The 15064-nt window shown below is 53.8% G+C and carries 12 protein-coding genes and 1 riboswitch; of the genes, 8 read left to right on the forward strand and 4 right to left on the reverse strand.

What is annotated here, in order from left to right:
* Positions 1-63 precede the first annotated feature (63 nt).
* Both R2I50_RS03230 and R2I50_RS03235 read right to left on the reverse strand, forming a co-directional pair.
* Positions 64-1752, reverse strand: a complete 1689-nt coding sequence (locus R2I50_RS03230) for a Na+/H+ antiporter NhaC family protein (protein ID WP_316607671.1) — start codon at positions 1750-1752, stop codon at positions 64-66.
* Positions 1753-1824: 72 nt separating this feature from the next.
* A riboswitch (Lysine riboswitch) is annotated at positions 1825-1990 on the reverse strand.
* A 128-nt stretch (positions 1991-2118) separates the two neighbouring features.
* Entirely contained in the window at positions 2119-2868 is a 750-nt protein-coding gene (locus R2I50_RS03235) for a formyltransferase family protein (protein ID WP_316607672.1), read from the reverse strand.
* A 117-nt stretch (positions 2869-2985) separates the two neighbouring features.
* Between R2I50_RS03235 and dinB the strand changes: the two genes are divergently transcribed.
* Entirely contained in the window at positions 2986-4200 is a 1215-nt protein-coding gene (dinB, locus tag R2I50_RS03240; protein ID WP_316607673.1) for a DNA polymerase IV, read from the forward strand.
* A gap of 100 nt (positions 4201-4300) precedes the next feature.
* Here the strand turns inward: dinB and R2I50_RS03245 are convergent, their stop codons facing one another.
* Positions 4301-4873, reverse strand: a complete 573-nt coding sequence (locus tag R2I50_RS03245; protein WP_316607674.1) for a flavin reductase family protein — start codon at positions 4871-4873, stop codon at positions 4301-4303.
* A gap of 192 nt (positions 4874-5065) precedes the next feature.
* Complete coding sequence (locus R2I50_RS03250) at positions 5066-6217, reverse strand: sn-glycerol-3-phosphate ABC transporter ATP-binding protein UgpC (protein ID WP_316607675.1); 1152 nt, start codon at positions 6215-6217, stop codon at positions 5066-5068.
* Between the two features lie 747 nt (positions 6218-6964).
* On the opposite strand from R2I50_RS03250, the gene R2I50_RS03255 reads away from it, so the two are divergent.
* The 7 genes from R2I50_RS03255 (at position 6965) to R2I50_RS03285 (ending at position 15060) form a co-directional block, all read left to right on the forward strand.
* The gene (locus R2I50_RS03255; protein WP_316607676.1) at positions 6965-8302 is read left to right on the forward strand and encodes a sugar ABC transporter substrate-binding protein; all 1338 of its coding nucleotides are present in this window, start codon (positions 6965-6967) and stop codon (positions 8300-8302) included.
* A gap of 100 nt (positions 8303-8402) precedes the next feature.
* Entirely contained in the window at positions 8403-9305 is a 903-nt protein-coding gene (locus tag R2I50_RS03260; RefSeq protein WP_316607677.1) for a sugar ABC transporter permease, read from the forward strand.
* An 18-nt stretch (positions 9306-9323) separates the two neighbouring features.
* On the forward strand, positions 9324-10166 hold the full coding sequence (locus R2I50_RS03265; RefSeq protein WP_316607678.1) for a carbohydrate ABC transporter permease: 843 nt from the start codon (positions 9324-9326) through the stop codon (positions 10164-10166).
* 274 nt (positions 10167-10440) lie between these two features.
* On the forward strand, positions 10441-11337 hold the full coding sequence (locus tag R2I50_RS03270) for an AraC family transcriptional regulator (RefSeq protein ID WP_316607679.1): 897 nt from the start codon (positions 10441-10443) through the stop codon (positions 11335-11337).
* Between the two features lie 24 nt (positions 11338-11361).
* Positions 11362-13551 carry an alpha-galactosidase gene (locus R2I50_RS03275; protein WP_316607680.1) on the forward strand — a complete coding sequence of 730 codons (2190 nt, stop codon included), beginning with the start codon at positions 11362-11364 and terminating at the stop codon, positions 13549-13551.
* Positions 13552-13570: 19 nt separating this feature from the next.
* On the forward strand, positions 13571-14266 hold the full coding sequence (locus R2I50_RS03280) for a hypothetical protein (protein WP_316607681.1): 696 nt from the start codon (positions 13571-13573) through the stop codon (positions 14264-14266).
* Positions 14263-15060, forward strand: coding sequence for a DUF624 domain-containing protein (locus R2I50_RS03285; protein ID WP_316607682.1), 798 nt, complete (start codon positions 14263-14265; stop codon positions 15058-15060). The genes R2I50_RS03280 and R2I50_RS03285 overlap by 4 nt, the downstream gene beginning before the upstream one ends.
* Positions 15061-15064: the final 4 nt, after the last annotated feature.

The following is a 15064-nucleotide window of genomic DNA, read 5'->3' on the forward strand; positions in this document are numbered from 1 at the left end:
GATTTTGCAACAGAAATGCCCGCCGTTTCTCGCTACGACGGGCATATACTATGGTATGATCGATCAAATCTCGGACTTCATCGCTTCGCGACGGTTCTTGGTAGTGAATTTGATCACGAGCAGGGTTCCGATCATCAGCGCTATGCCGACAGGCAGGCAGATATACCAGCTCTGGACAAAGCCTGCGATAATGAAGCTGACAAAGGATACCGCCGCAACGGTGATCGCATAGGGCAGCTGGGTACTGACGTGGTTGATGTGGTTACACTGTGCGCCCGCGGAGGACATGATGGTGGTGTCGGAGATGGGGGAGCAGTGGTCGCCGCAGACAGCGCCCGCAAGACATGCGGAGATACCGATGATCTGGAGGGTGGGGTTGTCTGTAAAGATCGACAGGACGATCGGAATGAGGATACCGAAGGTACCCCAGGAGGTGCCGGTCGCGAATGCGAGCAGGCAGGCTACCAGGAAGATGATCGCGGGTAGGAAATTCTGTAAGGAAGCAGCCGCGCCGCTCATCATATCAGCAACAAAGTACTTCGCACCCATCATGGTAGTCATATTCTTGAGGGCGGTAGCAAAGGTGAGGATAAGGATGGGGGGAACCATGGCGAAGAAGCCCTTGGGAACCTGTTCCATCGCCTCCTTGAAGTTGACGATCTTGCGAAGCATCAGGTAAACGATGGTGAATACCAGCGCGATCGCGCCTGCCCAGGGCAGACCGACAGTCGCGTCGGTGTTGCCGAATGCATCGATGAAGGACGCGCCCTCGAGGATTCCGCCGTTATAGACCAGCGCGAATACGGAAACGCCGATCAGGACGAGCACGGGCAGGATCAGGTCGATGACCTTGCCGTTCTCATTGACGCCCTCGTTCTCGAGCTCGGTATCAACTCTGTCGCCGGTGGTGTAGAGGTCGTCCTTGTACATGGCGTTGAATTCATGGATCGCCATGGAGCCGTAATCGAAGCCCATGACGCAGATGCCGATGATGAACACGAAGGTCAAGAGGGAATAGAAATTGTAGGGGATCGCGTTGATGAAGAGCTTGAGACCCTGACCCTCATCCGCATAAGAGGCGACAGCCGCCGCCCAGGAGGATACGGGAGCGATCATGCAGACGGGAGCCGCGGTCGCGTCGATCAGGTACGCGAGCTTCGCGCGGGAGACCTTGTGGCCGTCTGTCACGGGCTTCATGACGGAGCCGACCGTCAGACAGTTGAAGTAGTCGTCGATGAAGATCAGCACGCCCAGTACGAAGGTCGCGAGCATCGCGCCGGTACGGGTTTTGATGTGCTTTGCCGCCCATTTACCGAAGGCGCGCGAGCCGCCCGCCTTGTTGATCAAAGCGACGATGATGCCCAGCTCGACAAGGAAGATAAAGATACCCGCCGTATCGCTCACGGCAGAGATCAGACCGTCGGAGGTGATGGCGTCCATCGCCTTGAGGAAGTTGAAGTTCGAATACATCAGACCGCCTACGACGATACCGACAGCAAGCGAGGAATAAACCTCCTTGGTGATCAGCGCCAAGCCGATGGCGATGATGGGAGGCAGAAGTGCCCACGCGGAGCCGCGTACAGCGCCTTCGCCGCCGCAGGTCTCGCAGTCAGCGCCGTCGATGAGACCGGTGCCGCCGCAGTCCTGACACTTGATGGTGCCCAGCGCGCCGCCCGATACGGCGACGTAGATCAACAGACCGACGATAACGACAGCCGCGATCGCGAGCACGATTTTGTTAGTCTTTGACATTTGTTTTCTCTCCTTAGTTTATTTGGAAATATCAAAAGCCGCAGGGAGTACCCGCGGCTCGGAAAACAAAGCTTTTCGAATAGCACTCCGTTAAGAAACGACAGTACCACGCATCTTCTGCGTGATCCCGGCAGATGTACGTCGGGAAACGTACAGGAACCTCGGCGGTATCCCCTTTCACCGGCACATTCCCGTGCGTTATCCGGCTACTGATGAAGCCCGCGCCTCTATTACTAAAGTGTATTATAGTACTGTTGACCTGTTTTCGTCAACAGTTTTTTACATTTTTTGCAATTTTGTAAGGATTTCCTGCATTTTATCGTCACTATAAAGCTCTGCAAGGAGTACGACGGCTAGAAAATCCGATCATCGGATCACGCCGTCAATCAACGGATACCCTTCGCCGTCGGGGTAAGCGCGTTTGTCGATCAGCTCGATCAGGTCTTCGCCGTTACGGTAAAAGCACGGAAAGCCGAAGAAGGCACGCAGTACCTTGTCGGCATACTTGACGGTGTCCTTTGGGGTCAGCACATACCGTTCGGGGTCGGGTTGCTGTTGGTACTCGCCCTCTCCCTGCGGGGTCGCGTTCTGCCAAAGTGTGTCGAAATCTGCCGTCAGCTGATGCATCATCGCGGGAAGACGGGCGTTGACCTTATCCATGAAGCTTGTGAGCGTTTCATCATCCGCGAGCGTGAAGCGCTCCTGCAGAAGGATGTCGCCCGTATCAAAGCTTTTTTCCGTTTTATGGACGGTCACGCCGCTTTCTGTCAGTCCGTCGAGGATCGCCAGCGGCATCGGCCACGCCCCGCGTCCGTAGGGTAGGAGAGAGGGGTGGATGTTCACCATCGGCAGGCGGTCGTCTATAGGTATGAGGTAGTAGTAGCCCGCCGAGATCAGCAGCTCACAGCCGTCGTTCAAAAGCTGCTCAACGTCGTGTTTCGTGATCCGATCGAGGGTATAGGGGACGTTCAGCCCTTTTGCGAGGGCGATCACCCTGTTGTTTGTTTCATAAACGCCGTCTACGCGACAGGTGAACAGCCGCAGCAGCTCGTTATTTTGCACCAGCGCTTCCAATGCCGGAGCCATCAGGTCAAAGCCCGCGAACGCGATCTTCATACTATCACCTCACGGTGTTATTCTACCATGATGAAGGAAGTTTCTCAAGAGCGAATTAATAATGACATTTTGTCGCATAAGGTGTATAATAAAGAAAACGGTGAAGGAGGGACAGAAGTGGATCAGATCATCATACATGTGGATATGGACGCTTTCTATGCCTCCGTAGAGATCAGGGACGACCCGTCCCTGCGCGGCAAGCCGTTGGTCATCGGCTCCCTGCCGAGCGAGCGGGGCGTCGTCGCGACGTGCAGCTATGAGGCGCGTCCGTTCGGCGTGCGCTCGGGCATGAATATCAAGGAGGCGTATCGGCTCTGCCCTCACGCGGTATTCATGCATCCGAACTTTGAGAAATACAAGGCGATTTCGCACCGGCTGCACGAGATCTGGAACACCTACGCCTCGGCTTCTCAGGCGATCGCGTTGGATGAAGCGTATCTCGACGTGACCGAGCAGGCGAAGGATTTTGACGGCGCCCGAAAGATCGCCCGCACCATCAAGCAGCGAACGCTCGACGAGCTGGGGCTGACCTGTTCCGTCGGCGTTGCCTACTCCAAGACTGCCGCGAAAACCGCCAGCGAGGAGAAGAAGCCGGACGGTTATTTTGAGATCCCGACTCCCGAGGCTTTCGTTGACCTGATTATCGACCGCGATGTGCGCGTGCTCTACACCGTCGGCGCGAAATCCGCAGAGAAGCTGTATTCCGCGGGGATCCGCACGGTGCGCGATATTCGTGAAAAGCCCGATGACGTCGTGCGCCTGCTCGGTAAGCAGGGGCGCTGGATCACGCAGATCGCCTACGGTATCGACGACAGGAAGGTCACCCCCTACCGTCCCGAGGAGGCAAAGTCCATCGGCAGAGAGGTCACGTTTCAGAAGGATGTTTCCGATTATGAGCTGCTGAAAGATGTGCTGGTGCTCCTTTCGCTGTGCGTACAGAATCGTGCTGAGCGCGTCGGACTGCACGGCAAGGGCGTGACTCTGAAGCTGACCTACGGCGATATGAAGTCCATCTCCCGCTCCCGCGCCTGTTACTCGACCGATTCGGCGTTGGCGATTTACCGCGAGGCGGCGTTGATGCTGGACGTGGTTGAGAACCGCCCCGTCCGACTGATCGGTGTGAGCATCTATAATCTTTCACAGGAGAAAGAAACGCAGCTGACCTTTGACGGTTTCTTTGACAGCGGAGCTGAAGATCATGACGCGGAGCTGAAAGCTCTGCTCGACCGACTCGGAGAGCGGTATCATCTGGATTTTGCCGGAAATCTTGAGAAGATCTACAAGGTCGAGACTCTCCACCGAACCGTGGAATATATGCGTAAACACAGATAAGGCGCCGGGGGCTGAACCTCGGCGCCTTTTCGGTATAATATCAGATTTATGTAACAGCGAAGCTCACGACGTCTCTCCGCTTCGGGCTAAAGAGATGAAATCAGCCGCCGAACAAGTCCTTGCCGGCGTTCCACGCCTTTCCGACCTGCTCGCCCGTGATGAAATATCCGTGCTTGAACTGGTCGAAGATGAGGGCTTGCAGCTTATCGACCTCGACCTTGTCCTTTTCATCGAGGATGCTTTCTTCGGCTTTTGTATCAACGATTCTGCCGACGATCGCGTACATGTTCTCTGTGTCGATGACCTCGGCAAGCTCACATTCCATTACATACGGGAACTCGTCAATGACCGGCGCGTTGACAACGTCGCTCTTGACGGCATGGTAGCCGGTGCGCTCGAACTTGTCCGCCATCTTGTTGCCGGTGGCAATGCCGAAGAAGTCGGCGGCGTCCATGTGCGCTTTATCGGCGATGCTAACGGTGAACGACTTGGCTTTCAGTAGATTTTGGGTGGTTTTATGCTCCTCATCGATGAAAAGCGCGATCTTATCCATCGCGCAGATCATGCCCCACGCGGCGTTCATAACGTTGACTTTGCCGTTCTCGTCGTAAGCGGCGACCATCAGTACGGGCATCGGGTAGACGCCGGGGAAGGAACCCAAGCTTTTTTTCATAGGGATAACCTCTTTTCAATATATAATGATACTATAATTATAATAAAAGCAGACAACAGACATCCCCGAACGATATAGACCGTCCGGGGATGCTGAAAGGAAGCGTATTAGAGAAATGAAAAAAGGAATATAAGGAAAAAATTAAAGAAAGAAGTAAAAGACTCTAATACTTATAATTCATAATTGCGCGGATCAGTCGTACTTAGCGCACTCGGGAGCGTTCGCCTTCGCGGATTCTTCGTCGAACCAGATCAGGTTATTCCCGGTCTCCTCGTCAAAGAGCTGGATCAGCTCGGGAGCAACGTCGAAGTTGATGGTGTTGCCCATGGATACGTCTGCGCCGAGACCGATGGTGGGGATGACCATGACGACCTCATCATCGCCGCTGACTGCATGGATGTTGTACTCGGTACCCATCATCTCGCTGACTTCGATCTTCGCGGAGAGCTTGCCGCTGCCGACGGTGATATGCTGCGGACGGATGCCTGCAACGATGCCGGTGGGCTTCTGACCCTTCGCCTTGAGCGCCTTCTGCTGGAAGTCGCTGAGCTCGAACTTCACGCCGCGGATCTCTGCAAAGTACTTGCCGTTTTCGAGAAGGAGCTTGCTGCCTTTGAAGAAGTTCATGACGGGCATACCGATGAAGCCTGCGACAAAGAGGTTGACGGGCTTGTTGAAGAGCTCCTGAGGAGTACCGATCTGATTGACGAAGCCGTCTTTCATGATAACGATACGGTCGGCGAGCGTCATAGCCTCGGTCTGGTCATGGGTGACATACATGAAGGTGGTGTCGATGCGCTGGCGGAGCTTAATGATCTCGGCACGCATTTCGTTACGGAGCTTTGCATCGAGGTTCGAGAGAGGCTCATCCATCAGGAAGACCTTCGGGTTTCTGACCATCGCTCTGCCGATGGCGACACGCTGGCGCTGACCGCCGGAGAGAGCCTTCGGCTTACGGTCGAGGTACTGGGTGATGCCCAGGATCTGCGCCACCTCGTCGACCTTCTTGTTGATCTCCGCCTTGGGAGTTCTCTTGAGCTTTAATGCGAAAGCCATGTTGTCGCGGACGGTCATATGAGGATACAGCGCGTAGTTCTGGAAAACCATTGCGATATCTCTATCCTTCGGGACGATGTCGTTCATGAGGTTGCCGTCGATGTACAACTCGCCCTCGGAAATATCCTCCAGTCCGGCGACCATGCGCAGGGTGGTGGACTTACCGCAGCCGGAGGGACCGACCAGAACGATAAATTCCTTATCGGCGATCTTCAGGTTGACGTCATGTACAGCGGTTACTTTGTTGTCATAGATTTTTTTGATTCCTTTTAAGATTACTTCGGACATAAAATCGGCTCTGACGGTAAAACCTCCGTGATACCGCCTCACGGGCAACAGCATAATAAGGTTGAGATTGCCGCGGCTGTTTATAGCCTGACAATGACTATATAATGTATTGCTCCGCATATACGACAGGTCTCCACGCTGCCGCACCGTAAGCCTGACGGGTTGACAGTACCTCCTTTAGGATGTACGCCGCTCATAGTGTGGAGTGAGCAAGCGCCATGGGAATGGTTTTCGCCGAGATATACCTCGACGCCTTTAGTGTAAAGCATAAAAACGTAAATGACTATAGGCAGATGTCGTGAAAATATGTCAAAATGTTGTATTCTAACAAAAAGTCAATATTGGTATTTGATATACCATAAAGATAACTGCTGGAAACATCAGACAATATTATTTCGAAACCCGCATAAATACTGGGCTTCTCGCGGCTGAATCAACCCTGTCGGCAGGTCGGTTAGAAAAAATATAGGGAATTTTGTGCAACTTTCCTATAATTTTCAACAAGCAAAACGAACAAACAAAAGACGTGATGTGAGGCGTTTCTGTAGAAAAAGCGCACAGATCGAAGCGGAAAAGTACGAAAAAACTTGCCAAATGGTAGCCTTTTTGATATAATTCCAACATAATTCTATGTTTGGCTCACATCGAACCATAGCCAAATGTGAGATTAGGGAGTAAAATGGCGTTGTAAGCAAGCATGAGGAGGCTACCTTGTGCAAAATAACAATTTTCTTACAGGAGGAAAAAATGAAAAAGATAGTTGCATTACTACTCACAGTTCTGATGGTTGCATCTGTTCTGGTTGCCTGCGGCGGAAATAATTCCGGCTCCGGCAGCTCCAAGGACAGCTCGGGCTCCGGCTCCGGTGCTAAGGCTAAGGCCATCACCGTAAACATCTGGGACTCCAACCAGCAGAAGGGCATTCAGGAGATCGCTGACAAGTGGACCGAGACTTCCGGCGTCAAGGTCAATGTCGAGGTCGTTGACTGGGATAACTACTGGACCCTGCTCGAGGCGGGCGCTTCCGGCGGCACCATGCCTGACGTATTCTGGATGCATTCCAACACCGCTCAGATGTACATGGAGAACGACATTCTGCTCGACCTGACCGATTATATCGCGAAGGACAGCTCCGTCGATATGTCCAAGTTCTATGAGGGCGTTAAGAACCTGTACACCCGCTCCGACGGCAAGGTATTCGCTCTGCCTAAGGATCATGACACCATCGCTCTGCTCTACAACAAGGCGATCTTTGACAAGTACGGCGTAGAGTATCCCACCGACGAGTGGACATGGGAGGATATGTACGAGGCTGCCAAGAAGATCACCGAAGGCTCCAACGGCGAGGTCTACGGTATGGCTATGAACACCTCTAACAACCAGGACGGTTGGTACAACCTGATCTACTCCTACGGCGGCAACGTTGTCGGCGAGGATCATAAGTCCACCAAGATCGGTTCCGACGAGGCTAAGGCCGGTATGGAAATGATGAGAAAGCTCCTCACCGTAGGCGCTCCTCAGTCCGTCGTTGCCGAGACCGGTACCGACTCTCTGTTCCAGTCCGGTAAGGTCGGCATGATCACTCAGGGCTCCTGGATGATTAACGCTTTCTACACTGCTGAGAACCACGCTGATTATTACTGGTCGCTGCTGCCCTACGCCGATGTAAACGGTAACGGCACCTGCGAGAAGGAAGAGCGCTGGTCCGCTTACAACGGTCTGGGCTGGGCTGCTTCCGCTGCTACCAAGGATCCCGAATCCTGCTACAGCCTGATCTCTTACTTCTGCTCCGAAGAGGGCCAGAAGATGCAGGCTGAAAAGGGTGTTACCATGGGCGGTATGACCGGCGTTTCCGACGCATTCGCGAATGCGTTCGACGGCATGGATATCTCCGCTTTCCTGAAGGCTGAAGAGTACAGCCTCTACTTCCGTCCTTACACCCGCAACACCACCGTTTGGGAAGATGCTCTCCAGCAGAAGGGTGCTTTCCTTGATCCTTGGCAGAATCCCGAGGACCCTGCTCTGATGGCTACTGCCTGCGACAATGCTCAGAAGATCATCGAGGACGCTATCGCTGCCGAGTAATCTGTTTCAACAGAACTCTAATGAATAATTTCGGCGAGCCGAACCGTACTGCGGCGCGGCTCGCCTTGCGGCTTTATTAAATCTGAAAAGGAGGGGACTTATGAAACAGAAAGCGCCTAAGAAGAAGCGTACCAAGGCGCAGAAGAGAGAAGCCATATGGGCGTTGTGTTTTATCGCGCCGACCATTATCGGTTTGATCGTGCTGAACTTTTATCCGGCATTTGATACACTGTGGCAGTCCTTCTGCAAAACCGGCGACTTCGGTAAGGGCAATATCTTCATAGGTTTTCAAAACTATGCGAAGGTTTTCGCCGCGGGTGAGACCTGGCATTCACTCTGGAACACCATCAAGTACGCGCTGATCGAAGTACCCTTCGGTGTCGTGATCGCGCTGATCCTGGCGGTATTCCTTAACAAAAAGCTCAAGGGAACCTCGCTGTTCCGCACCATCTTCTTCCTGCCCATGGTCTGCGCTCCCGCAGCGGTTGCCATGGTATGGAAGTGGCTGTACAACCAGCAGTTTGGTCTGCTGAATAATGTTTTCGGCACCAACGTCGCTTGGATCTCCGATCCGAAGATCGCATGGGTCTCCATCGGTATCATCGGCGTTTGGTCAGTCATCGGTTATAACATGGTTCTGTTCATCTCCGGCTTACAGGAGATCCCCGGCGACTATTACGAGGCTGCTGAGATCGACGGTGCGACCGGTATCCGCCAGTTCTTCCACATCACCGTTCCGCTGCTCTCCCCGACGACTTTCTTTATCGTTCAGACCCGAATCATCGGCGCTCTGACGATCTTTGACCTGATGTTCATGGTCATGGATAAGACGAACCTCGCGCTCGAGAATACCCAGTCTATCGTTTACCTGTTCTACGATTATGCGTTCACACAGGGCAACAAGGGCTACGGCGCGACCGTCGTTATCTTCCTGGTCATCTTTATTATGATCGTAACCTTCATCCTGCAGCGTGCAGAGAAGAAGTTAGTTTATCATCCGTAAGAAAGGGGGAACTGATTTATGCAAAGCGCTCGCGCAAGAAATATCGCAAGTAAAGTCGTGATGTATATCGTTTTGATCATCATGGCGTTCATCATGCTGGTTCCCTTCGTATGGATGATCCTGACCGCCCTGAAAACCAATCAGGAAGCGATCTCGGTAGATCCGTTCTACATCTTCCCCGCCCACGGCTGGCACTGGGAAAACTTTGCCGAGGTATGGCAGAGCTACAATTTTGTCGTACTCTATAAGAACACTCTTCTGATGATTCTGCTCCGCGTTGTCTGTGCATGTCTGACAGCGACCATGGCGGGTTACGCCTTCGGTCGTCTGAAGTTCCCGGGCAAGAACTTCTTCTTCGCTCTGGTTCTTGTACAGATGATGATCCCCGCTCAGATCTTCATCATCCCTCAGTACCTGATGGTCTCTAAGCTCGGCCTTTTGAACACCATCTCGGGTCTGGTATTCCCGGGTATCGTTACCGCGTTCGGTACTTACCTGCTCAAGACCGGTTACGAGGGTCTGCCGAAGGATCTGGAGGAGGCGGCTGACATCGACGGCTGTAACATCGGCCAGCGCTTCCTGCGCATCATGATGCCGCTGACCCGTTCCTCGATGGTATCTCTGGGTATCTTCACCGCTCTGTTCGCATTCAAGGACCTGATGTGGCCCATGATCGTCTGCACCAAGGCTGAGACCACCACCCTGTCGGCAGGTCTCGCGAAGATGCAGGGACAGTTCAGCAGTAACTATCCCACCATGATGGCGGCGGCTGTTCTGGCAGTTGTACCGATGATTGTTATTTATGTGATTTTCCAGAAGCAATTTGTAGAAGGTATCGCTACCTCGGGCGGCAAGCTGTAAGGTTATTTCGCTCTATGGCGGATGAGCCTGTATAATTGACGTTTAGCCGGAGGTGTCCCGTAAGGTGCCTCCGGCTTTCTGCATTGATTCCGTGAACATTTATCAAAACCGGGCAAACTCTCTTGTATTAACCCCTGATTCATAAGCTTTGAGGCGTTATAGTCAGAGTTTTTTAGTACGATTTCCTTCTTTTCCTTTTCTCCGATATACCGCCCGGTTTTGATAAGTGCTTACAGTTTTACCGTAAACTACTGAGAAAGTAGGTGAGATCTCTATGAATGATGAAATCAGCTTATACGGTGAACCCGGCCTATATGTGACGCCCAAGGTGCGATGCCTCGTCTACCAGAAGCGCGTGACGGATTCGCTTTATTTGATGCTGTGTGGTCTTGAACACTGTCTGCCGGATTATTGCTTTGACGCGACCGGCAGATCGGGCTATCATCTGCATGTCATCCTGGAGGGCAGAGGCGTGCTTTCCGTCAACGGTAAGGAGACGGAGCTGCACTTCGGCCAGATGTTCATGACCAAGCCCGGTGAGGAAGCCTGGTACAAGGCGGACAGCAACGACCCGTGGGTCTACTGCTGGATGGCGTTCGACGGCACGATCGCTCAGAAGTGCGCTGAGGAGGCGGGCTTTGTCAAGGGCGTCAACGTGCTCGACTGTCATGTCGATATTCGTCAGTTCTATTCAATCGTCGCGAAGGTTCTCGATCAGGCGGAGGTCACCCCCTCCAATGTTTACTCCCGCACCGGTCATCTGCTCGAATTCATCAGCACGGCGGTACACTCGAACTATGAGTCCGAGAAACGTATCCGCAGGGTGCATCAATACCCCTCGGATGATTATGTCACCTACGCCGCGGACTTTATCCGCGCCAATTACGCGACCGCCAAGATCGGCGACGTCGCCAAGTTCGTCGGGCTGCACCGCAGCTATCTGACCAATCTGTTCAAATCAAAAATGGGGATATCTCCGCAGGAGTATCTGATGCAGTGTAAGCTCCAGCAGGCTTGCAAGCTGCTGGAGGAAACCGGTAATCCGATCCAGGAGATCTCGCGCCAGATCGGCTATGATAATCCCCTGACCTTCTCAAAGACCTTCAAAAACTTTTACGGCATCAGTCCCCGCGAATACCGTACAAGACATCTGAAGAATGACGAATCATAATCTGAATCAAAGGAGCCAAATCGCATGAGTATCCGTTATATCGAAGAAACCGGGCAGCTTATCCTGGAAACGAGATCTACCAGCTATCAGATGAAGATCGACAGCCTCGGCTATCTCAATCATCTATACTACGGTCCGAAGGTAGAAACGACCGATATGTCCTATCCGTATCGTATCTACGATCACGGCTTTTCGGGCAATCCCTACGATATGCGCAATAACCGCGCCTTCTCGCTCGATTCGATGCCGCAGGAATATACCTCCTTCGGCGTAGGCGATTTTCGCGTCAGCAGTATCGCTGCGTCCTGCTCGGACGGCTCGCGCTGCGCGGAGTTCCGCTATGAAAAGCACGAGATCATCGACGGAAAGTACAGTATCCCGGGGCTGCCCTCCGTCTATGACAGCGGCGCTGTTGCCCAGACGCTGATCGTTACCCTGATCGACAATGCCGCCAATATCCGTATCAAGCTGTATTACGGTGTTTTCGAGAGCCTGGATATCATCACCCGTGCCGCAGAGATCAGCAACGCGGGCTACGAGATCGTGTGGCTGAGGAAGGCGTCCTCCATGTGCCTTGAGTTGCCGTTCGGCAAGTGGGATATGATCCATTTCCACGGCCGTCACTGCATGGAGCGCCAGCCCGAGCGCGTCCCGCTCTTCCACGGCATCCATACGCTCTCCTCCGGCAGAGGTATGTCCAGCCACCAGCATAATCCCTTCGTCATCCTCTGTGATCACGAAGCGACCGAGGACAGCGGAACCTGCTACGGCATGATGCTGATGTACTCCGGCAATCATAAGACCGAGATCGAGCTCGACCAGTTCGACAGCACCCGCGTGGTGATGGGACTCAGCGACGATCGCTTCCGCTGGGAGCTGGCTCCTAATACGAGCCTGCATACGCCCGAGGTCATCCTGACCTGCGCGGACGGTCTGACCGAGCTTTCTCACCGTTATCACCGCGTCATCCGCAACAACGTCGTCCGCGGCGCGTACAAGCTCAGCCATCGTCCCGTGTTGATCAACAACTGGGAGGCAATGTACTTCGACCTCAATGAGGAGAAGCTCCTTGCCCTCGCGGATAAAGCCGCAAGCCTCGGCATCGAGCTCTTTGTCCTCGACGACGGCTGGTTCAAGAACCGCGTCGATGATAACGCGGCGCTCGGCGACTGGGTACCGGATGAGAAGAAGCTCCCGAATGGCCTCGACAGCCTGATCGAGAAGATCAACGCGAAGGGGATGAAGTTCGGACTGTGGGTCGAGCCGGAGATGGTCAGCGAGGATTCCGACCTCTACCGCGCGCACCCCGACTGGGCGCTGACCGCACCGAACCGCGCCCCCATGATGGCGCGTAACCAGCTTGTGCTCGACCTCTCGCGCCAGGAGGTGCATGAATACATTTTCAATACGCTTTCCGATCTGTTGTCAAAATACAACATTACCTATATCAAGTGGGACTTCAACCGTCCGCTGTCGGACGTTTACTCCCGCTCCACCCCCTCGCCGCGCCAGGGCGAGGTCGCTCACCGCTATTACCTGAGCCTTTACAAAATCTATGAGCGGCTGACCGAGAAGTTCCCGAATGTCCTCTTCGAGGGCTGCGCGGGCGGCGGCGGACGCTTTGACGCGGGCATGCTCCATTATGCGCCGCAGATCTGGTGCTCCGACAACACCGATCCGATCTCCCGCCTGACCATCCAGTACGGTACGTCCTTCGGCTATCCGATGTCATCCGTCGGCGCGCATGTCTCCGCCACTCCGAACCACCAGACAGGCCGCCTTACGCCCCTGTCGACCCGCGGTATCGTCGCAATGTCCGGCGCCTTCGGTTATGAGCTCGATCTGCTCAAGCTGAGCGACGGGGAGCTCGCCGAGATCAAGGAGCAGGTCGCGCGCTTCAAGGAGATCGAGCCGATCGTTCATAACGGTCTGTTCTATCGCCTGAGTTCGATGCAGGAGAGCGGTCACTACTTCGCTTGGCAGTTCGTCAGTCCCGAAAAGGACCGCAGCCTCGTGAACATCGTCGTGACCAATCCGCTCGCGAACTCAACGCCCATCCATGTGCGCTTAAAGGGTCTCGATCCCGACGCGCTGTATTCCGTGGACGGCGAGTTCGAGTGCAGCGGCTCCGCGCTGATGAAGGCGGGCTACACCTTCACCCGGCTGACGGGAGATTATCCCGCACTGCAGGTGGATATCAAGCAAGTAAAGTGAGGCGCTTAGATTGCGTTCTATGAATCCCAATAAGATCGTCTGGGCGGAGGAGAAGGAGAAGATACGTAAGATGCCGTTCAAGGAAGCGGCGGCGTATATATGGATGTACTTCAAGATCCCGATCATCGCCGTTATCTTCATTCTCGCGTTTGGCACCTTCCTGATCGTCCGCATCACGACGAATATCCCTGACAACTGGATCTCGGTCACCTTCGCGAATACGACCGCGAGGGTCGGCAACGACTCCGAGCTGTGGAAGGACTTCACCGAGAAGCAGGGCTATGACCTGAAAAAGAAAAAGGTCGAGTTCAACGCAGAATCCTATTTTGATTACCTGCAAAATCAGGCGAAGGGCAACGCGTATTACAATGCATTTGTCACGCTTGCCGACGTCGGCGAGCTGGACGCGATCACGATGGAGAAGGATTCGCTCGCAGCCCTCGGACAGAGCGGGAGACTGCTTGATCTGAACGATGAGCGCTGTGCTTCCATCAAGGCGAAATATGCCGACCGCTTCGTTTACTATCAGCCCGAGGCGGAGGACGGCAAAACGCCCGAGAAGATACCTGTCGGTATCGATATCAGCGACAGCATCCTCATGACAAAGTATCATTTGTACAAGGATAGCTGTGCCATCGGTATCGGCGCAAAGAGCGAGAACCTCGGCGAGGTAGAAGCCTTCATCGACTATGTATTGGAGGAGAAGCAGCCATGAGAAATTTTATCAACTCCTTCATGAGTAACGACAGCGCCTTCGGCAGAACGATGACCAAGATCGGTATCATTATCTGCGCGAATTTGATGTTCGTGTTGTTCAGTATGCCGGTGGTGACGATCGGCGCTTCGTATGTCGCGCTCTATCACGTAATGCTCAAGACCCTGCGCGGCAACACCGGTCTCAACCCCTTCAAGGAATTCTGGATCGGCTTCAAGTCGAATTTTAAGCAGGCGACCATCGCGTGGGTGATCTTCGCCCTGCTGTTTGCGTTCGGCTATTATAATGCTGGTATCTGCCGTCAGGCAACGGGCTTCATCAACTACCTGCAGTACGGCATCTATGCGCTGGGCATCGTCGCGGTGATCATCATGATCTACCTTTTCCCGACGATGGCGGCGTTCGCGAATACGATCCCGAACCTGATCCGCAACGGGCTGTACTTCGCGTTTCATAAGCCGTGGTGGCTGGTAGTCAACCTGTTCTTCCACGTGTTCCCTCTGTATCTGACCTACTCCGACCCCCAGATGATGCCGCTGTATGCGTTCTGTTGGTTCTTCTTCGGTTTCGGCGCGATCACGATGCTGACCTCCCGACTGCTGATCAAGGACTTTTCCAAATATCTGCCGCTCGTCGATGACGACGGTGACTTTATCCTCACCGAGGACGGTGAGAAGATCATGCCCGGCTCCCCCGAGGAGAAGGCATATTTTGCCGGCGAAGGAATGAACACCGGCGGACGTTCGATGACCGAGGATGAGATCCTCGAAGAAATGAAAAAACTGGATATGTGAGGAT

Source organism: uncultured Ruminococcus sp. (assembly GCA_902785355.1).
Taxonomy (GTDB): Bacteria; Bacillota; Clostridia; order Oscillospirales; family Acutalibacteraceae; genus Ruminococcoides.

What these genes read in the sequence shown, in the direction of transcription:
- R2I50_RS03255 (WP_316607676.1), top strand. Translation starts at nt 6,965, where the DNA reads ATGAAAAAGATAGTTGCATTACTACTCACAGTTCTGATGGTTGCATCT.
- R2I50_RS03265 (WP_316607678.1), top strand. Translation starts at nt 9,324, where the DNA reads ATGCAAAGCGCTCGCGCAAGAAATATCGCAAGTAAAGTCGTGATGTAT.
- R2I50_RS03245 (WP_316607674.1), bottom strand. Translation starts at nt 4,873, where the DNA reads ATGAAAAAAAGCTTGGGTTCCTTCCCCGGCGTCTACCCGATGCCCGTA.
- R2I50_RS03230 (WP_316607671.1), bottom strand. Translation starts at nt 1,752, where the DNA reads ATGTCAAAGACTAACAAAATCGTGCTCGCGATCGCGGCTGTCGTTATC.
- R2I50_RS03260 (WP_316607677.1), top strand. Translation starts at nt 8,403, where the DNA reads ATGAAACAGAAAGCGCCTAAGAAGAAGCGTACCAAGGCGCAGAAGAGA.
- R2I50_RS03280 (WP_316607681.1), top strand. Translation starts at nt 13,571, where the DNA reads ATGAATCCCAATAAGATCGTCTGGGCGGAGGAGAAGGAGAAGATACGT.
- R2I50_RS03275 (WP_316607680.1), top strand. Translation starts at nt 11,362, where the DNA reads ATGAGTATCCGTTATATCGAAGAAACCGGGCAGCTTATCCTGGAAACG.
- R2I50_RS03235 (WP_316607672.1), bottom strand. Translation starts at nt 2,868, where the DNA reads ATGAAGATCGCGTTCGCGGGCTTTGACCTGATGGCTCCGGCATTGGAA.
- R2I50_RS03250 (WP_316607675.1), bottom strand. Translation starts at nt 6,217, where the DNA reads ATGTCCGAAGTAATCTTAAAAGGAATCAAAAAAATCTATGACAACAAA.
- R2I50_RS03285 (WP_316607682.1), top strand. Translation starts at nt 14,263, where the DNA reads ATGAGAAATTTTATCAACTCCTTCATGAGTAACGACAGCGCCTTCGGC.
- R2I50_RS03270 (WP_316607679.1), top strand. Translation starts at nt 10,441, where the DNA reads ATGAATGATGAAATCAGCTTATACGGTGAACCCGGCCTATATGTGACG.